We start from the raw sequence: 18636 nt of genomic DNA, 5'->3' as shown, positions 1-18636 counted from the left end.
TTTAAGTATAAAACTAAAGAAGTGCTAGCGTGATCACGATACCCCCATTAGCCATAAGGAGACTATTGGGGGTCGCGCTTAAATCATCTGAATATTGATTTGATTATTCAGTGGCTGGACGTTTTTCTGCAACACTTTGAGCTCCTCAATAATCGCATCAGTGAGGCGGCTTTCCGCTTTATGACGCGTCAAGTTCTGTTGCATACGCTCTTTCTTGGCAAGTTGTTGGCGTTCTTCGCCACGCGCCATATCTTTCACTATGTGGTAAAGCTCAGAAATCGCAGGGTACGTTTTATCGAAATCAACGCGGTCTTCACCTTGTACATAATCCATGATGTTATACACACGGATACTGATTTCAGATAAATCGCACTGCCCTTGAATGCCCGCCTGACACAAGGTATGCACATTCTCAAAAATGTTGGCGTTACGTTTGTCTATCGCCAATTTTTGATGCTTCAGCTGCAATTCCTTTTGCTTTTTCAATTGAAGCAGAAGGTAACCTGCATAAGAAGCGAGTGCGATGATAATCACAACACCAGCAATAGCTAATAAGGTTACATTCATAGCTTAATTATCCTTTATAGTCGTCGAAATTAATGTCGTCGAAATCTGCCAGCAAGTCATCATCGTTGCGCGTGCTTTTCTCAGCAGGTGCAGTGAAGTCTTCCTCTTCTTCAGGTTCCAACAAACCTAGTTGGTCCATTAGCTTCTCAATGCGATCGAGTTTCTCATCGACGAATTTCTGTAGACCTGTGCCCAGGTTTTCACCCGCTTCAATACGGTCTAGCAACACGTTCAATTGCGCGTCATTTTCTAGCATCTCTAGTTCTTGCTCTGCCGACAAACGACGCTCTTGCTTCGTCATTTTCTTCGCAGGTTCAACAATCAGAGGTATTTTCTTTTTGCTGCCTAAGCGCGGGTCGCGATTTTGTGCAGCAGCTTGCTTTTTCTGCTCGTTAACTTCTGAGTTACGGTTACCCGTTTTCAGACCTTTACGCTTTTTAGCACGCTTGCGTAAGCGGCCTTCCACATCAGATTCTGTACGGTTACGAGTTACAACAAACTCAGGTGCACCAGCGGCACCCGGTTTTCTAGATTTTTTACTACGGCTCATTACTGGGGTTTCCTCAGTAAAATTACATCATTACCAATAAATTCGAGTTCGAGCTTATCCCGCTCTGCTAGGAACTGGAACGTGTCACGACTAAAGAACACTACGTGAGTGAGATCGTTCTTATAATGCCATGATTTGAAAGCCTCCACGTCGATGACCATTTTCGTCATCAGGCCTATCCAGCCCCCTGGCTTAACTAAATTCAACCATTGCTTCCACACCAAATCTGGGTGGTAGAGGTGCTCTATCACCTCTGTTGCTGTCATGAAGTCGTACGTTTTTTCTAAAACCGACGTATCAGGGTGGTAGTAGAGATCGTACAACGCCATGTTGTGCCCCGCCTCTTCCAGCATCAAGGAGAGCGTTGGGCCAGGACCACAACCAAAGTCGATACCATTTGATTGTGGAGAAATTCGCTCTGTGATCGGGTCAGTAATACGCGACAAAAAGCGTCGGTAACCCAAATCATCGGGGTTGTTCTCATGCAAATCATAGTGAGCTTTTTCGCTTTCCGCATCCAAACGTTGGTCTGGATTTACGAATACCAAGCTGCACTGCTCACATTGAAGATATTCACGACGCTTATCTTCAAAATAATGGTGAGTGCGCTGATTTTGGCATAAAGGACAGGTATGCATGCTGACTTCCTCAAACAGGGATGCGAAACATACCAGAAAGTGAACTCGGATTGGAGTGTTGTTGAGTATTTTTTCAGCAATTTTTGTTAAAAAACTTTGTTTACAACCTATAAAGCTAAATAAGTGCAGTAATATCAATTCAAGTTACGACTGAGCAAGTCAACGGATATAAAAAAAGCGACAGTCAGACTGTCGCTTTCTAAGTGCCATCAATTGGCGAAACTGTGTTGCACACATTTGGTGCACCAATGATCCCTTTGTTTTTAGAGCTTTCCCTGCCAAAAAGAGTTGTTTTTCATCTTCCTGATGAATTTTGGCTATCCGTTTACTTCCTGTCTACTGAGCAACTTCCTGTGCCTGATCCGTTTCACTGTCTTAACCGTCAGACGAGATGACCATCCTTATCTGATAGGCTCCCTACCTATCTAAATCCCTTTCTAAATCACCAAGCATCCGAGCTACATCCTTGGAGACCTAAACCGTGGTCTTAAATCCTTACATTCACTCCCTGTGAACGACTTCTACTTTACGCCATCCCGTTATGCTCACAAGTAATGGGTTGAAAAAATAATCCGCCTATTTTTCTAAAAAATCAAAATTATCATTTAATCAAAAACTTAAAAACACTAACAAGAAAAAGCCAACATCAAGTATGGCAAATGTCTCACAAACTGCCGAGCCAACTATCGCTTTCGCATCCAAACTCGACTGTGATATCTGTCACGAACAAAAATGCCCTAGTGGATTCACTAGGGCATTTTTGTACAAGTTGCTCGAACGATGTAGGGACATCTACCCAACCAGCTCAAGATGCAGGATCTTGAGCGATTTAGGTATATTAGTGCAGACCGCCAACGTATTTAGACAGCACTTCGATATCTTCGTCTGTCATTTTCTTCGCGATGTCGCGCATCATGGCATTCATATCATTGCCACGGTCGCCATCACGGAATTTTTCTAGCTGAGCTTTGATGTAGTCAGCATGCTGACCAGAAATTTTCGGGAAACCTGAAAGCTCAGTACCATTGCCACGAGGACCATGACATGCAATACATGCGGTTAGGCCACGCTCGGCATCACCAGCGGTATAAAGCGTTTTGCCTTTTGCTACTACATCTTCAGGTGTTGAGTTTTCTGAAACTGGTAGCGAAGCGTAGTAAGCAGATAGGTCTGCGATATCTTCATCGCTCAGTGGCATTGCCATACCACTCATTACAGGATCGTAACGACCTTGTTTACCACCACTTGTCATGCCTAGCTTAAGTTCTTTTAACTGCTTCTCAAGATACTTAGCGTGTTGGCCTGCGAGTTTCGGGTACGTTGTTATTGCACTGTTGCCATCTGCTCCGTGACAGGCGACACAGGTTTGTGATTTTGCTTTACCAGCCTCAATATTACCTTGGGCCCATACTGAGCAACTGGCTAAAAGACTCAAAATTAGCGCTAATTTCTTCATGACATTCCATTATAATTATCAAGCTTCCAGTACCACGGAATGTGAACATACCGCGTACACTCATGGTACAATAGGCGACCTTATGCCGAGCACGGTTATTTTACACATTTTCACAAAAAAGTAATCAATCGACTACACAAAGTCGAGATGGAGTTAACAGTGAGCGTAAAAATTCATTACCAAAATACGCATTTCATCACCAGCGCACCCGATATTCGTCACCTGCCGGAAGACGAAGGTGTCGAAATTGCGTTTGCAGGACGCTCAAACGCTGGTAAATCGAGTGCACTTAACCGTCTAACTAATCAAAAAAGCTTAGCCAAGACATCAAAGACACCTGGTCGTACGCAATTAATCAACCTTTTCAAAGTAGAAGAAGGTTGTCACATTGTCGATCTACCTGGATACGGTTTTGCTCAAGTACCGGTAGAGATGAAAAACAAATGGCAGAAATCTTTGGGTGAATACCTACAGAAACGCGAGTGCCTAAAAGGCTTAGTGGTTCTAATGGACATTCGTCATCCAATGAAAGATCTCGACCAACAAATGATTTTCTGGGCCATCGATAGCCACATTCCTGTGCAAGTTTTGCTAACCAAAGCAGATAAACTAAAAAGTGGTGCACGCAAACAAACTCTACTGAAAGTTCGTAAGCAAGTAGAAACTTTCGGTGGTGACGTTTCTGTTGATGTGTTCTCTTCACTGAAAGGATTAGGTGTCGATCAGCTACGTGCAAAACTGGATACCTGGTTTGCACCAGCACTAGCACACCTGATAGAAGAAGACGAACAAGAGATACCAGCGAGCGATGAAGAATAATTAACAATATTTGTTAAATTTCTTCGACACGGCCCTGCCATTTGGTGGGGCTTTTGTTTATCTGAACTAAATAACAGGCAATAAAAATCCCCGCCTTCCTGGCAGGGATAACGGGAGAGAAAAATTGGTAATTATTGTTATGTGACGAAGCATTGCTGAACTGAGATTCGATTTCAATAGGTTAAAAAGCGCTCTTGTTTCCTGTGTATCACCAAACATTCACTCCAAAAACACCCAATAGCGTTACAATTCAGACAGTTAAGCCAAGCAAATCTTCAAAAAGATGTAACTTAGTTTCTTTCAAGAAAAAATAATAGTGTGACTGGCGTAAATTTACAGGATGAATAACGCAATAAATTTGAAGGAAAAATCGAGATTTTGCAGTGACTTAGAAAGGTCAAAAAAGAAGGTTTTTGAAGGCTAACTTTAAGCTGCTGATCCAAAAGAATAATTTTCTTTCGCCCAATAAAAAACGCCCCAGTCAAAAACTGACTGGGGCGGCTGAATCAGCCTAATCCAATAACGTGAAACAAAAGGTCTGAAAGATAGAACATCTTACCTCTGTACCCTACGAGTATTAATGTACAACAATTGGTCAGAATTGCAAAGAATTTTTGTAGTTTTTTTTCATGAAATTTTTATTAAGCAACATCAAAGTTAACTTTGCGCTAGCTTTTTTAATCTCAAAAAAAAGCCAGCGTTTGTGCGCTGGCTCATAATTAATTGGTTATTTTGGTCTAAAAGTGACTAATGAGCTTGATCCCAGTTATCACCATGACCTGCTTCTGCAACCAACGGTACTTTTAGCTCTGCTGCAGATTCCATCAATTTCTGTACTTTACTTTCAATTTCGGACAATGATGACTCTTCAACTTCAAAGACCAATTCATCGTGTACTTGCATTAATAACTTCACACGACCATTGCCTTCTTCCTGAATCCACTGATCAACCAACAGCATCGCTTTCTTAATGATGTCCGCAGCCGTACCTTGCATTGGTGCGTTGATTGCCGCACGTTCAGCAGCTTTACGACGCATCCCGTTGCGCGATTTGATTTCTGGTAAATGCAAACGTCGACCAAAAATCGTTTCAACATACCCTTTATCTGCTGCCGTGCTGCGTGTGTCTTCCATGTACTGCATCACGCCTGGGTAACGTTCAAAGTATGTATCCATGTACGCTTGAGCTTCACCACGAGGAATGCCTAATTGCTTCGCCAAACCAAACGCACTCATGCCGTAAATAAGACCGAAATTAACCGCTTTCGCACGACGACGTTGCTCACTTGAAACGTCTTCAATAGAAACACCCATGATTTCTGCTGCGGTTGCCGCGTGGATATCTTTGCCATCACGGAATGCATCCAATAACGCTTGGTCACCAGAAAGGTGCGCCATGATGCGAAGTTCGATTTGCGAGTAGTCGACCGCTAAGATTTTATGCCCTGATGGCGCGACAAACGCTTGACGAATACGACGGCCGGCTTCGTTACGAATTGGAATATTCTGTAAGTTCGGATCAGTAGAAGATAGACGACCCGTTGCGGTCACTGCTTGGTGGTAAGAAGTATGCACGCGACCCGTTGATGGGTTGATCATCTTCGGCAGTTTGTCGGTGTAAGTTGATTTTAGCTTCGCCAGACCACGGTATTCCAAAATCAGTTTTGGTAGTGGGTAGTCTAGCGCGAGTTCTTGCAGAACTTCTTCATTCGTCGATGGTGTGCCTGATGGCGTTTTCTTCACAACCGGTAAACCCATTTTTTCAAATAGGATGGCTTGTAATTGCTTTGGAGAGTTCATATTAAACTCTTGCTCAGCAATTTCGTACGCTTTCTTTTCAAGCTCATCAAGGCGAGCGGTAATCTCGACCGACTGCGCACTCAGCTTCATTTCATCGATAAAGACCCCAGTGCGTTCAATGCGCGAAAGAACTGGCACCAACGGCATTTCAATCTCTTCGTAAACTGTCTTTAGGCTTTCATCCTGCTCGATATTAGCAAACAAGCGATTGTGCAGACGAAGGGTCACATCCGCATCTTCTGCCGCGTATGGCGATGCTTGTACCAGTTCGATTTGGTTAAACGTAAGCTGATTTTTGCCTTTACCTGCAATTTGCTCAAAAGAAATGCAGCTGTGCTGTAGGAAGCGAAGCGCCAAGCTGTCCATATCGTGTTTACCGCCGACACTGTTGTAGATATACGATTCCAACATCGTGTCGTGCTTAATACCTTTTAGCTCAATGTCGTAACGAGCGAGTACAGACGCATCATACTTTAAGTTTTGACCGACTTTTGCTTTCGCTGCATCTTCAAGAATTGGCTTCAGCTGTTCTAGTACCCAATCACGATCAAGCTGTTCAGGCGCATCTAAATAGTCATGTGCAACTGGCACATAAGCCGCAATACCTTCATCGACAGCGAATGACAAACCAACTAGATTCGCTAGCATGTAATCTAGGTTATCGGTCTCCGTATCAAATGCAAACAGCTCAGCCGTTTGAAGTTTATCTAGCCAAGCATTGAAGGTTTCTTTATCCAGAATTGTTTCATATTGGCTGCGATCGATTGTTACCGCAGAAGTTTCCATCTCGGCTTGAGAAGAAGAAGCTTGTGAAGATCCTGCAAGCTCTACGGCCTCCACAGATCCAGAACCGCCTTCAAGTAGTTCATTCAACCAAGATTTAAACGTCAGTTGGCCATACAGCTTCACTAATTCGTCTTTATTTGGTTCCGCTTTCAGCAATGATTCTGGCGTTTCCTCAAGCTCAACATCCAATTTGATGGTCGCGAGCTCATACGAAAGCATGGCATTTTCTTTGTTGTCGATGAGCTTTTTCGCCATGGTTTTAGAACCACGGAAACCAAGCCCTGCAATATCATCGAGGTTTTCATACAACTTCGTCAGACCACCAATACCTTGCAGTAGTGCGGTCGCTGTTTTATCACCGACACCCGGTACACCAGGAATGTTATCTACTTTATCGCCCATCAGTGCTAAGTAGTCGATGATCAACTCAGGTGGAATGCCAAACTTTTCAACCACACCTTCACGATCCATTACGACGTTCGTCATGGTGTTGATCAAGGTAATGTTGTCATCCACTAGCTGCGCCATGTCTTTATCACCAGTACTGATCAATACAGGCATGCCCTTTTGTGATGCTTGGTATGCTAACGTACCGATGACGTCATCCGCCTCGACGCCAGGAACACAGATCAGCGGCAAACCCATTGCACGAATAACATTGTGTAATGGTTCAATTTGACAACGCAGGTCATCCGGCATTGGCGGACGATTCGCTTTGTATTCTGCATACATATCATCACGAAAGGTTTTTCCCTTTGCATCGAAAACCACCGCGATGCGCTCAGACGCAAACTGACGCATCATGCTGCGTAACATGTTCACGACGCCGTAAACGGCATTAGTTGGAATTTCACCATTGCTCATGGTGCCCGGGTAGGCGTGAAAAGCGCGATATAGGTAAGAAGAGCCGTCGATAAGGATCAACGGATTTTCAGGAATACTTGCCATAATTGTCTGTATCCAATTCAGTACTTGAGAGATCTGCCTAGGATGCCATGACTGCTGATCTGAATCTATCTTGTTCGCTCGATCTAGGTCGCGTAAATTTTTCCGACTTTATTCACGAAAACACCACCTCCTGTGGATAACTCTGTTTATAGAAATTATCCACTGGTTATCCAATAACAAAAAAAACAAGAAAACACCAACCCAAACCATTGATTAATAACAACAAATTCTCATAACAGCGAGAAGATCAACGTTCCTAAAATGATCATCGCATGTGGAAAAGATATTAATAGTGACGTCAAATAGAAATCGTAGAAAAGAAAAAAGCGACCCGAATGGGGTCGCCTAGCAGAAGTGGTAAAGCAAATTCTGTAAATAGAGCAGCTTAACCAAGAAGCTATAAATTACACTGGAAGCAATGTGAGCAATGTCGTGTCAAAAAGAATTCGTGCAAGTTCTCGGAAAAATGTTTCATCACTTCTCAACTTTCAGTTAATTAACTTCTGTTAATAAGTCATTCAACGTCCTTGTGAACTTTCCTCATTCCCTAAGACAGGTTTAATAATAATGATTCTCATTTCGTAGTCAACAGTTAAATGAGAAAAAATCTCATTTATTTTCACATTGCTTTAATGAAATGCACTCGAGATTCTCGAAGATTTACTTTTTCTTCAAACTTTTCAATTATATAGCCATTTCTCAATAACAAGCGAAGCATAGCCGGAAACTGGTTTCGAGATTTCACTTTTAATGTGTTGTAGCCTTGTTCTGCCACCCAATCCTCTTGAGCTTCCAAAAGCAGTTGTGCCACGCCTTCATTTCGAGCTTCAGGGACAACACCACCTAACCAGCTATAGAAAACACCATCCTCTAATTCGTAACCTATTTTGAAGCCGACAATCGTGCCATTTTTTTCTGCAACGAGGATTAAACTGTTTTTCTCTTCTAAACGTTGAGTCATGGAGTCTACCGTTTCTCCTTTCGAAAACTCGGTAACACGCGCCACAACTTGAAGTGCTTCTTCCAATGTGCCTTCACGAATCAGCATTGTCATTGTTCTCTTCTCCAAAATAAAAATACCCAAGCACCTTGGATTGTTACTGTTGTAATCCGCCTGAGGTTACTTGGGTATATACAGACGAACAACTCTTGTTGGTCTGGTATTTCTCACTGAGCGATAATTACTCTTCTGTCGCTTCCGGAGTACGATTTAGGTGTTGAGCAGTTTGTGCATTCTCTTCTGCCAACCACTCAGCAACGTCTTTCGCAAAGTACGTTAAGATGCCATCTGCACCTGCACGTTTGAAGCACAATAGTGATTCCATCACAATTTCACGCTCTTTGAGCCAGCCATTCATGATCGCCGCTTTATGCATCGCGTACTCGCCAGAGACTTGATAAGCAAATGTCGGTACTTGAAGTTCAGTTTTTACTCGGCGAACTACATCTAAGTATGGCATACCAGGTTTAACCATCACCATGTCCGCACCTTCGTTGATGTCTAGCGCCACTTCGTGAATCGCTTCATCAATGTTTGCTGGGTCCATTTGGTAGTTTTTCTTGTTGCCGCCTTTTAGATTTGAAGAAGAGCCAACCGCATCACGGAATGGTCCGTAGTAGTTCGATGCGTACTTAGCCGAGTAAGCCATGATTTGAGTATGAATGTAGCCCGCGTTTTCTAATGCTTCGCGGATCTTACCAATTCGGCCATCCATCATGTCTGAAGGCGCGACTACGTCAGCACCCGCTTCTGCATGAGACAAAGCCTGCTTAACCAATACTTCTGTGGTTTCATCATTCATTACGTAGCCATCTTCATCGATGATGCCGTCTTGGCCATGTGTCGTGAATGGGTCGAGTGCCACGTCTGTGATTACACCAATTTGAGGAATGTGTTCTTTAAGCGCTCGTACTGCTCGCTGAACCAAACCTTCTGGGTTGTAGGCTTCAGTAGCACATAAGCTTTTAGCGTCTTGGTTTACGACAGGGAAAAGCGCGATTGCTGGAACGCCTAGATTTGCAAGGTATTGTGCTTCTTCTAGCATTAAATCAATCGACAAACGCTCTACACCCGGCATGGACTCCACGCTCTCACGACGATCTTTACCCATAAGAATGAACATTGGGTAAATCAGATCATTAACAGAAAGTTGGTTCTCAGCCATCAAACGACGACTAAAATCGTGCTTACGTAAACGACGCATACGGCGTGCAGGGAATGGACCTTGAATTGATACAGACACCATTTTCTCCTTGTCTGGACGGTTATGATGATCAAATCATCTGGTGAACAAAATCATATCACTCTTGATGCATGTTGCGAGTGACAATCTGGAAAAAGGTAATGAAAAAAACTGAAAATGACCCAGCACTCACACTCAAGTATACTTCGAATACGAAACCAACTATGAAGCACAGAGAGTAACGATGATCGATACCCACGCGCACATCTATGCCAGCGAATTTGATAACGACCGCGATGAAGTAGTACAACGCGCCTTAACGCAAGGCATTAATAAAATCCTGTTGCCAAACATCGATCTGGACTCTATTGAGCCCATGCTACAAACCGAAGCGGCATATCCTGACGTGTGCCACTCAATGATGGGACTCCACCCTTGTTATGTGGACAGCAATGTTGAACAAACGTTGGAGATCATCCGCGGTTGGTTTGAGAAACACAAGTTTATTGCGGTGGGCGAAATCGGTATCGACCTGTATTGGGATAAAACCTATCGTGCTGAGCAAGAAATGGCGTTCGTAGCTCAACTTAACTGGGCAAAAGAGATGGACTTACCAGTCGTTATCCACACTCGTGATTCGATTGAAGAAACACTCACTTTGCTAAGACAAGAGCAAGATGGTCGTCTGCGTGGTGTATTCCACTGTTTTGGAGGCAGCTTAGAAGAAGCGCAATCAATCAATGAGCTAGGCTTCCACTTAGGCTTGGGTGGCGTATCGACCTTTAAGAATGGCGGGATGGATAAAGTCATTCCACATTTGGATATGCAGTGGGTCATTTTAGAAACCGACTGTCCATATTTAGCGCCTGTGCCACACCGTGGTAAACGTAATGAACCAGCCTACACTTCTCTCGTTGCACAACGTGTTGCCGACTTGCGTGATGTCGACATCGCAACCATCGATGCCATAACGACTGAGAATGCCAAAACGCTGTTTAATATTTAATTCACGAGAATTGAAAAAAGCGACGAAATCAACGTCGCTTTTTTATCACCTAAACTATTGAATGAACGATTCAACCCGTTGAAATAGTAGAACAATCCATACAAAATTATTGATAAACATAATAATTAACTAGCAACTCTACTTACTTCTCATATCGTCACTTTACTTCGTCCGCTTTGCAAAACTGTCGACAACTCGACACATTATTTTTCTATACTGATTTACGCCCATTAATTAGCACAAATGTAAAACAGCATGAATATGGAAGTTGAAGTGTGTACACATGGTGCTTACTTACAACGCGTACCGCGCAGTTTTTTTCAAAAGCTGCTGGGCATCAAGGAAGTATACGTATGCACAAAATGTGGTTACGTCATGAAAGTTAAGTAATTAGCCCAAGAAAAAACCAACCGCAAAAAAAGCGGCTCAATTGAGCCGCTTTTCACATCTAGATTAGCCTTATTCTTCGGTTTCCGCTTCTACTTCTTCGCTTCGACGAGTATAAAAACGCGCGAAGAACAAACCGACTTCAAACAGTAAACACATCGGAATAGCGAGTAAGGTTTGCGAGATCATGTCTGGTGGCGTTAACACCATACCTACGACAAACGCAGCCACTATAATATAAGGACGTTTCTGTCTTAAATCTTCTGGTGTAGTGGCCCCAGTCCAACACAACAAAATAATCGCAACAGGCACCTCGAATGCGATACCAAACGCCATAAATAGCGCCAGCACAAAGTCGAGATAACTCGAGATATCAGTTGCAAACTCTACTCCACCAAGAGAGATAGCGGTAAAGAAGCCAAACACCAATGGAAATACCACGAAGTAGGCAAATGCCACTCCACAGTAGAACAATAGCGAACTCGAAAACAGCAGTGGCATGATCAATCGACGTTCATGCTTGTACAAACCTGGCGCTACAAATGCCCACACTTGATACAAGATAAAAGGCACCGCAATAAATACCGAAGCAATTAACGTCAGCTTAAGTGGCGTAAAAAAAGGTGACGCTACATCCGTAGCAATCATGGTCGCGCCTTCAGGTAGACGCTCTACTAAAGGTGCGGAAACAAACTCGTAAATGTGGTTAGAGAAATAAATTAGTCCAACAAACACGACCAACACTGCGAGGATTGAACGCAGTAGTCGGTTGCGAAGCTCCAACAAATGACTAATTAAAGGTTGTGTCTGCTCGACGGTAGACATGGCAAACCTCTTATTAAAAACCAGATCAAAAAGGAGCTACCAATCACTAGTAGCTCCTCCGAATGAGACTATTCGGCTTTCTTATCTGCCGCTGTAACCTTGCTCTCTTGCGCTTTCACGGCCTCTTCGACTGCTGGCTCTGTTTTTACAGGCTCAGCCTCTGAATCGGTGTTCTTTGCGTAAGGACGATTTACAGATTGCGCTGCCTTCTTCAACTCTTCAACTGAAGATTTCAACTCAGGGGACAAATCATCCATCCCCATTTGTTCTGCTTTGCGCAAGTTTTCTTGCAGCTCTTGGACTTTCAGCTCGTGTGACAATTCGTCTTTGACGCTATTTGCCATACTCTTAGCGGCACCGATAAAGCGAGACACGCTGCGAATAGCATGAGGCAAACGCTCCGGCCCAAGAACGACCAGACCAACAACAGATATTAATACCAGTTCCCAAAAACCGATATCAAACACGTTTTACGCCTGCTCTTTGTCTTTTTTCGTTTCAGGAGCAGCTTCTTTTTTCTGCTGCTCTTCTAGACTTTTTGGTTCGAAGTCTGCGTCTTTGTCATTTTTCGCAGGTTCATCTTCGCTCATCGCTTTTTTGAAGCCCTTAACGGCACCACCCAGATCGCCACCGATACCGCGTAGTTTCTTTGTTCCGAATAGCAATACAACAATTACAGCAATGATTAGAAGTTGCCAAACACTGATACCACCCATTCTCTTTACCTCGGGTCTTTAAACAAACAAAAATATTTCAAGAGTTTAACGTCTATTGACGATAAGCTCGCCAACTAAGCAGCCAAAATGTGACACCTGCGATACCGCAGGCCAACGAAAGCTGCTCAAAAGCATCGTTCACCAATATTGCCGAGCATACGACTAAAGTCGCGCCAACGCCAAACAAAAACTTTCCTGTCGCCTGCTGGCGCTTGCTCTGGCGATACCCTTGATAAAGCTGATCCATACGTTGATTCATCGCTTTACCTTGTTTCAGGCTATCGTAAAGTAGCTCTGGCAGTTCAGGTAATTTCTCTGCCCAAAATGGTGCGCGGTCTTTAATCGCATTCACTAGAGCTTGCGGCCCAACTTGATTCATCATCCATTCCTCCAGGAATGGTTTTGCGGTCTCCCACAAATCAAGTTGAGGATATAGCTGCCTACCAAGCCCTTCCACGTACAACAGCGTTTTTTGCAACAGTACAAGCTGTGGCTGAACCTCCATATTGAATCGACGTGCCGTGTTGAACAAATTCAACAACACATGACCAAAGGAGATTTCGCACAATGGCTTAGCAAAAATAGGCTCACACACAATGCGAATCGCGAACTCAAACTCATCGACATTGGTATCCGCAGGCACCCACCCTGAATCCACATGTAACTCCGCCACTCGGCGGTAGTCACGATTGAAAAACGCCAGGAAGTTTTCCGCCAGATAACGCTTGTCTTCGCTATTAAGTGTACCAACGATTCCGCAATCTAGCCCTATCCACATTGGGTTCTCTGGATGTTCGGGTTTGACGAACACATTACCCGGATGCATATCGGCATGGAAAAAGCTGTCTCGGAACACCTGAGTGAAGAACACACTCACACCGCGTTCCGCGAGCAATTTCATATTGGTGCCATTTGCTTTCAAGCCTTCAATATCAGAGACTTGAATGCCATATATTCGCTCAGAAACCATGACAGTTTCATTACTGAAGTCGGGAAAAACTTCAGGAACATACAATTCTTCGCTGCCCTCAAAGTTGCGGCGCAACTGAATGGCATTCGCCGCCTCACGTCGCAAGTCGAGTTCATCAAGCAGGGTTTTCTCGTACTCACGCACGACTTCAACTGGTTTTAAACGACGTGCTTCAGGCATCGCTCCGGCGACTATACGCGCCATTCGGTGCATCAGTTTTAGATCTGAATCAATGACTGGGCGAATATCTGGGCGGATAACCTTTAATACCACTTCTTGGTTAGTGTCTTTTATGCGCGCAGTATGTACCTGAGCAATCGACGCAGACGCCAGTGGTTTGATATCAAACTCGGTAAACCATTTTTCTAACGGACCACCTAATGCTTGCTCCATCTGCTTTTTTGCCAACTCGCCATCAAAAGGCGCGACTTGGTCTTGAAGTAAAGCTAGGGGATCAGCGATATGCGGAGGAAATAAGTCACGGCGCGTCGACATCATCTGACCGAACTTAATCCAAACCGGCCCCAGCTCTTGCAGTGCTAAACGCAGACGTTCACCGAGTGGTTTTTCTGGGTGCTTGTTCTTAATCCAAAACAAGCTTTTGCGCAGTAAAAGCGGAGCTTTGGTCAGTTGGTGATCGGGAAGCAGCTCATCTAAGCCGTATTCCAGTTGTACTTTGGCGATGTGGTATAAGCGCTTTAGTTCTGCTGGCGTCATGGTTTCTCCAATGCAGGCTTATCTGCATCCAGCTTATTCAGCAAAGCCGTTAAACGAGCTTCAATGCGAGAAGCCTGGCTGCGAACCTCATCAACTTGGTCGCAGAAATAGGCCACTTCTAACGGAGCGGGAGCCAGTTTCCATTCTTCAGTCACTACTTGCGCAAGATGACGTTGGTGTTTTTCTGCTTGAGACGCAAGAAAGTTGCCGATGTTTTTTGAGCCTTGCACAAAGGTATGTGCGGCGACATCGCCAGTCACGCGAGACAACCACTCTTCAACATCTGGTTTGCAATCCACCATCAACTGAGAGAATTTCTGCGCCAATTGAATATCGCCTTCGAGTTCAAGTTTATCTTGTTTAATAAGACGAGTGATGTTGGCCTGATCGCGCAGCTCTGGTAACACACTCAAGTTGAGCGATAGATAGCAGTTAGGCTGCCCTTCGTAATGACCAAGCACATCAATTTGCTGACTAAAAACAAATGTCAGTGTTTTATTGATCTCTTTCAGGTGAACTTGAATAACTTGACCTTTTAGACGCGCTAAACGACGGCCCAATGCAGGGTCGTCTTTGATCAGTGTATTCAGTGACGTTTCAATCACAGCGGTGATAAGTGGTTCAAATGGCATGCCGTTAACCCTTAGAATTTATAACCGCGATGCAAAGCCACAATACCACCAGTTAAGTTGTAGTATTTGGTGTTTTCAAAACCTGCGTCTTGCATCATGCCTTCCAGCGTTTCTTGGTCTGGATGCATACGGATTGACTCCGCTAGGTAGCGGTAACTCTCTGAGTCATTCGCAACTAGCTCACCGATTCTCGGCAACAAGTGGAATGAATATGCGTCGTATACTTTCGATAACGGCTCTAGCACTGGTTTTGAAAATTCCAACACCAATAGACGGCCGCCTGGCTTCAGTACGCGGAACATTGAACGAAGCGCTTTGTCTTTGTCTGTCACATTACGCAAACAAAAACTGATGGTGATGACATCAAAATAATCATCAGGGAACGGCAGTTCTTCTGCGTTGGCTTGAACGTAATGCACGTTACCCACAATACCGTTGTCACGCAGTTTATCGCGACCAACGTTAAGCATTGAGTTATTGATATCGGCAAGGATGACATGGCCTTCATCGCCAACAATGCGCGAGAATTTCGCCGTCAAATCACCCGTACCACCACCTAGGTCAAGAATACGTTGGCCAGGGCGAGCACCACTACAATCGATAGTGAAGCGCTTCCAAAGGCGGTGAATACCACCAGACATCAGGTCATTCATGATGTCGTATTTTGTTGCCACGGAGTGGAATACTTCGGCAACCTTAGTCACTTTTTCGTCTTTTGCCACTGTAGAGAAACCAAAGTGAGTGGTTTCATTCTCTAACGCTGTATTGGATTGCAAACTTGTGTCCGTCATTCTAATTCCTCTTAGGCAGCGCTTTCCTCTACGGGGCGTTTGTTGACAAATAAAATCGCCCACTGCACTGCGGGCGATTAGTTTACTTTATCCTCAGCCGGATGTCTTTCTACTAACGGGTCATTTTCTGAAAATGCATCACTCTGCGCTAACTGCGCGAGGTCGGAAGAAATCGGTCGTTTAATTTCAACTCCCAAGTGTTTAAAGCTTTCGGCTTGGCGAATCACATTTCCGCGCCCTGTGGCAAGCTTGTTCATCGCACCTTGATAGCTTTGATTCGCCTTATCCAGCGCACCACCGAGCCCCTCCATGTCGTCTACAAACAATCGTAATTTGTCGTAGAGTTTTGTCGCACGCTGCGCAATCATTTTGGCGTTTTCATTTTGGCGTTCATTGCGCCATAGATTATCAATGGTGCGCAGTGCCACCAGCAACGTTGTTGGGCTCACCAAAATGATGTTTTGCTCCATCGCGTCTTTGATCAAACTTGGATCGGCTTGAATCGCGACTTGGAACGCCGGCTCAACCGGGATAAACATCAGAACATAGTCCAAACTCTGAATACCTTTGAGTTTGTGGTAGTCCTTCATGCTTAACCCTTTGATATGTGCACGTAGAGCGGCTAAATGCGCATTCAAAGCCTGATCGCGCTCAGCATCAGTTTCGGCGTTGAAGTAGCGCTCATAGGCAACCAGCGCCATTTTAGAATCCACAACCACTTGTTTGTTTTGTGGGAGATGAACAATGACATCAGGTTGGTAACGCTTGCCTGCTTCATTTTGTAAGTTCACCTGAGTCTGATATTCGTGCCCTTCACGCAAGCCAGATTCGGCAAGTACCCTAGCGAGCACCACTTCGCCCCAGTTACCTTGTTGTTTGTTGTCCCCTTTCAACGCTTGGGTCAAATTAACCGCTTCGCGCGTCATTTGCTCGTTCAAACGTTGCAGGTTTTTCAGCTCATGCACTAGGGTATGGCGCTCTTTAGCTTCTTGGCTAAAGCTGTCATTAACGTGCTTTTTGAACCCTTCTAACTGTTCTCTAAGCGGTGACAACAAGCCTTCTAAACTCTGACGGTTTTGCAAATCGACCTTCGCGGTTTTTTCTTCAAACAGTTGATTTGCCAAGTGCTCAAATTGTTGTTTCAAGCGTGCTTCCGCTTGTTCTAAAATTTGCAGTTTTTCGGCATTAGCTTGGTTAATTTGCTCATGGCGAGCTTGCTGTTCACGCAGTTGCGTTTCTAGACGTGATTTGTGTTCACGCATTTGACCAAGCTCATCAAAGTATTGCTGGCGCTCTTGCTTTACGGCCTCGAAGTAACGCAGTTTTTCCATAGCTGCCATCAGCTTTCCGTGCGTTTGACGCACTTCAAACGCGGCTTTATCGCGCTCATCATCTAATTCATCCAACTCTTGCTGGGCATCGGCAAGGCTTTGCTTGACCTGTTCAAGTTGCTGTTGATGAAGCTGTTTTTCTGAAACAAGTTGTTGCTCGAGAAGCTGAGTTTGGGTGATAAAACGCTGTTTCACCCACCAACCGGCAGCGACACCACTAAGCGTGGCAGCACAAAGAGAAGAGAGAATGAGAGATTGGTACTCAAGAATCCATTGCATAATAGCGAGTTAGCCTGTGTTTTGTATCTATAACAATGGTATTTAGACACTGGATAAATGTCCAGTTTGTTGGATGAAAAATCCTCGCATACACTAGGCCTTCCTATAATATTCTTTCTTCCGCTCAAATTATCCAAACCGAGCGGCACATCATCACGCAGAGGCATCATGAACGAGCGTCGCGCCCTAGGATTTGGGCTCTCAGCAGTATTACTTTGGTCTACCGTTGCAACCGCATTTAAACTCACGTTGGCAGAATTTACGCCGATTCAAATGCTATGCATTGCCAGCATCGTCTCTGCGATTGCGCTAACAGTAATCTGTGGTGTGCAAGGTAAACTGGGCCAGTTAAGCGCTACATTTTTCTCAAACCCTTGGTATTACCTACTGCTTGGGTTGATTAACCCTTTGGCGTATTACGTTATTCTGTTCAAAGCATATGACTTGCTGCCCGCATCTCAGGCTCAAGCGATCAACTACAGCTGGGCCATCACCTTAACGCTAATGGCCGCTGTTTTCTTAGGACAAAAGATCCGTGGTAAGGACTGGCTGGCTTGCGGTTTTAGTTATGTCGGCGTGATAGTGATTGCCACACAAGGAAATCTTTTAGGCATGGAACTTGAGAGCCCGTTGGGTGTTGGTCTTGCGCTGCTATCAACGCTGCTGTGGGCCGGTTACTGGATTTTAAATACCAAAAATAAGGCCGACCCTGTGGTTGGCGTTCTGCTCGGCTTTTTGGTCGCTATTCCATTCGCCATTGGTTTAAGTCTTTATGAAGGTGCGAGCTGGCAGGCAATCTCAATTAAAGGCTGGGCAGCGGTGACGTATGTCGGACTGTTTGAAATGGGGATCACTTTCGTTTTGTGGCTGAGCGCACTCAAATCAACGCAAAACACCGCGCGTATCAGTAATCTGATCTTTGCTTCTCCATTTATCTCACTCATGTTGTTAGCTACCATCATCGGCGAAGAAATTCATCCTTCAACCTTGATTGGCCTGGTATTGATCATCAGTGGCTTAGTCATTCAGCAAGTCTCATGGGGCAAGAAAACCAAAGCGGTAAACGCTTCTTAATCACCTATCCAAAGCCCTAAAAAACGATGCAATAAGTTGGATAAAAAAGAGATATAGATAACATTTTAATGATAGAAAGCACTTTACGCTGCTAGGATTTAGCTACGCGTTGGATACGATACTCACAAAGCCCAATAGCTTACGCTAGATTCTAATATAAT

17 protein-coding genes are annotated in these 18636 nt (G+C 44.4%); 3 read left to right on the top strand and 14 right to left on the bottom strand.

Annotated elements, in window-relative coordinates; all coding sequences use genetic code 11:
• Window positions 1–78: 78 nt before the first annotated feature.
• The 4 genes from R7O12_RS18805 to R7O12_RS18790 all read right to left on the bottom strand — a co-directional run bounded on the left by R7O12_RS18805 (window position 79) and on the right by R7O12_RS18790 (window position 3211).
• Window positions 79–567 (bottom strand): DUF2489 domain-containing protein, encoded by a 489-nt coding sequence (locus R7O12_RS18805; protein WP_005379254.1) that lies wholly within the window; start codon window positions 565–567, stop codon window positions 79–81.
• 7 nt (window positions 568–574) lie between these two features.
• Window positions 575–1117: a Der GTPase-activating protein YihI gene (yihI, locus tag R7O12_RS18800; RefSeq protein WP_005379252.1), complete on the bottom strand. Its 543-nt coding sequence runs from the start codon at window positions 1115–1117 to the stop codon at window positions 575–577.
• Window positions 1117–1755, bottom strand: coding sequence for a class I SAM-dependent methyltransferase (locus R7O12_RS18795; RefSeq protein WP_017821951.1), 639 nt, complete (start codon window positions 1753–1755; stop codon window positions 1117–1119). The genes yihI and R7O12_RS18795 overlap by 1 nt, the downstream gene beginning before the upstream one ends.
• Window positions 1756–2593: 838 nt before the next feature.
• A complete protein-coding gene (locus R7O12_RS18790; protein ID WP_005379248.1) occupies window positions 2594–3211 on the bottom strand; it encodes a c-type cytochrome in 618 nt (205 codons plus the stop codon).
• Between the two features lie 159 nt (window positions 3212–3370).
• Between R7O12_RS18790 and yihA the strand changes: the two genes are divergently transcribed.
• A complete protein-coding gene (gene yihA, locus R7O12_RS18785) occupies window positions 3371–4030 on the top strand; it encodes a ribosome biogenesis GTP-binding protein YihA/YsxC (RefSeq protein WP_017635019.1) in 660 nt (219 codons plus the stop codon).
• A 747-nt stretch (window positions 4031–4777) separates the two neighbouring features.
• On the opposite strand, the gene polA is transcribed toward yihA, so the two are convergent.
• The 3 genes from polA to hemB form a co-directional block, all read right to left on the bottom strand.
• Window positions 4778–7564, bottom strand: a complete 2787-nt coding sequence (gene polA / locus R7O12_RS18780) for a DNA polymerase I (protein ID WP_318126251.1) — start codon at window positions 7562–7564, stop codon at window positions 4778–4780.
• A gap of 619 nt (window positions 7565–8183) precedes the next feature.
• Window positions 8184–8618, bottom strand: coding sequence for a GNAT family N-acetyltransferase (locus tag R7O12_RS18775; protein WP_005379245.1), 435 nt, complete (start codon window positions 8616–8618; stop codon window positions 8184–8186).
• A 127-nt stretch (window positions 8619–8745) separates the two neighbouring features.
• Window positions 8746–9807 carry a porphobilinogen synthase gene (gene hemB / locus R7O12_RS18770; RefSeq protein WP_031777176.1) on the bottom strand — a complete coding sequence of 354 codons (1062 nt, stop codon included), beginning with the start codon at window positions 9805–9807 and terminating at the stop codon, window positions 8746–8748.
• 184 nt (window positions 9808–9991) lie between these two features.
• Between hemB and R7O12_RS18765 the strand changes: the two genes are divergently transcribed.
• A complete protein-coding gene (locus R7O12_RS18765; RefSeq protein ID WP_318126250.1) occupies window positions 9992–10753 on the top strand; it encodes a TatD family hydrolase in 762 nt (253 codons plus the stop codon).
• A 459-nt stretch (window positions 10754–11212) separates the two neighbouring features.
• On the opposite strand, the gene tatC is transcribed toward R7O12_RS18765, so the two are convergent.
• The 7 genes from tatC to rmuC all read right to left on the bottom strand — a co-directional run bounded on the left by tatC (window position 11213) and on the right by rmuC (window position 17401).
• A complete protein-coding gene (tatC, locus tag R7O12_RS18760; protein ID WP_005379234.1) occupies window positions 11213–11965 on the bottom strand; it encodes a twin-arginine translocase subunit TatC in 753 nt (250 codons plus the stop codon).
• Between the two features lie 68 nt (window positions 11966–12033).
• Window positions 12034–12432 (bottom strand): Sec-independent protein translocase protein TatB, encoded by a 399-nt coding sequence (gene tatB, locus R7O12_RS18755; protein WP_017635021.1) that lies wholly within the window; start codon window positions 12430–12432, stop codon window positions 12034–12036.
• Between the two features lie 3 nt (window positions 12433–12435).
• Complete coding sequence (gene tatA / locus R7O12_RS18750; protein WP_005382958.1) at window positions 12436–12681, bottom strand: Sec-independent protein translocase subunit TatA; 246 nt, start codon at window positions 12679–12681, stop codon at window positions 12436–12438.
• A gap of 52 nt (window positions 12682–12733) precedes the next feature.
• The gene (gene ubiB, locus R7O12_RS18745; RefSeq protein ID WP_005379226.1) at window positions 12734–14368 is read right to left on the bottom strand and encodes a ubiquinone biosynthesis regulatory protein kinase UbiB; all 1635 of its coding nucleotides are present in this window, start codon (window positions 14366–14368) and stop codon (window positions 12734–12736) included.
• Entirely contained in the window at window positions 14365–15000 is a 636-nt protein-coding gene (locus tag R7O12_RS18740; protein ID WP_005379213.1) for an SCP2 domain-containing protein, read from the bottom strand. The genes ubiB and R7O12_RS18740 overlap by 4 nt, the downstream gene beginning before the upstream one ends.
• A gap of 11 nt (window positions 15001–15011) precedes the next feature.
• Window positions 15012–15791, bottom strand: a complete 780-nt coding sequence (gene ubiE / locus R7O12_RS18735; protein WP_005379210.1) for a bifunctional demethylmenaquinone methyltransferase/2-methoxy-6-polyprenyl-1,4-benzoquinol methylase UbiE — start codon at window positions 15789–15791, stop codon at window positions 15012–15014.
• 77 nt (window positions 15792–15868) lie between these two features.
• Window positions 15869–17401, bottom strand: a complete 1533-nt coding sequence (rmuC, locus tag R7O12_RS18730) for a DNA recombination protein RmuC (RefSeq protein ID WP_005379209.1) — start codon at window positions 17399–17401, stop codon at window positions 15869–15871.
• Between the two features lie 168 nt (window positions 17402–17569).
• On the opposite strand from rmuC, the gene R7O12_RS18725 reads away from it, so the two are divergent.
• Window positions 17570–18475 (top strand): DMT family transporter, encoded by a 906-nt coding sequence (locus tag R7O12_RS18725; protein ID WP_318126249.1) that lies wholly within the window; start codon window positions 17570–17572, stop codon window positions 18473–18475.
• Window positions 18476–18636: the final 161 nt, after the last annotated feature.

The organism is Vibrio sp. Vb1574 (genome assembly GCF_033338675.1).
Note: the sequence above shows the minus strand (reverse complement) of the source record. Positions and strands in the feature narration are given on the sequence as shown.

What these genes read in the sequence shown, in the direction of transcription:
- ubiE (WP_005379210.1), bottom strand. Translation starts at nt 15,791, where the DNA reads ATGACGGACACAAGTTTGCAATCCAATACAGCGTTAGAGAATGAAACC.
- polA (WP_318126251.1), bottom strand. Translation starts at nt 7,564, where the DNA reads ATGGCAAGTATTCCTGAAAATCCGTTGATCCTTATCGACGGCTCTTCT.
- yihI (WP_005379252.1), bottom strand. Translation starts at nt 1,117, where the DNA reads ATGAGCCGTAGTAAAAAATCTAGAAAACCGGGTGCCGCTGGTGCACCT.
- R7O12_RS18795 (WP_017821951.1), bottom strand. Translation starts at nt 1,755, where the DNA reads ATGCATACCTGTCCTTTATGCCAAAATCAGCGCACTCACCATTATTTT.
- R7O12_RS18740 (WP_005379213.1), bottom strand. Translation starts at nt 15,000, where the DNA reads ATGCCATTTGAACCACTTATCACCGCTGTGATTGAAACGTCACTGAAT.
- R7O12_RS18775 (WP_005379245.1), bottom strand. Translation starts at nt 8,618, where the DNA reads ATGACAATGCTGATTCGTGAAGGCACATTGGAAGAAGCACTTCAAGTT.
- tatC (WP_005379234.1), bottom strand. Translation starts at nt 11,965, where the DNA reads ATGTCTACCGTCGAGCAGACACAACCTTTAATTAGTCATTTGTTGGAG.
- ubiB (WP_005379226.1), bottom strand. Translation starts at nt 14,368, where the DNA reads ATGACGCCAGCAGAACTAAAGCGCTTATACCACATCGCCAAAGTACAA.
- R7O12_RS18765 (WP_318126250.1), top strand. Translation starts at nt 9,992, where the DNA reads ATGATCGATACCCACGCGCACATCTATGCCAGCGAATTTGATAACGAC.
- tatA (WP_005382958.1), bottom strand. Translation starts at nt 12,681, where the DNA reads ATGGGTGGTATCAGTGTTTGGCAACTTCTAATCATTGCTGTAATTGTT.
- R7O12_RS18790 (WP_005379248.1), bottom strand. Translation starts at nt 3,211, where the DNA reads ATGAAGAAATTAGCGCTAATTTTGAGTCTTTTAGCCAGTTGCTCAGTA.
- R7O12_RS18725 (WP_318126249.1), top strand. Translation starts at nt 17,570, where the DNA reads ATGAACGAGCGTCGCGCCCTAGGATTTGGGCTCTCAGCAGTATTACTT.
- R7O12_RS18805 (WP_005379254.1), bottom strand. Translation starts at nt 567, where the DNA reads ATGAATGTAACCTTATTAGCTATTGCTGGTGTTGTGATTATCATCGCA.
- rmuC (WP_005379209.1), bottom strand. Translation starts at nt 17,401, where the DNA reads ATGCAATGGATTCTTGAGTACCAATCTCTCATTCTCTCTTCTCTTTGT.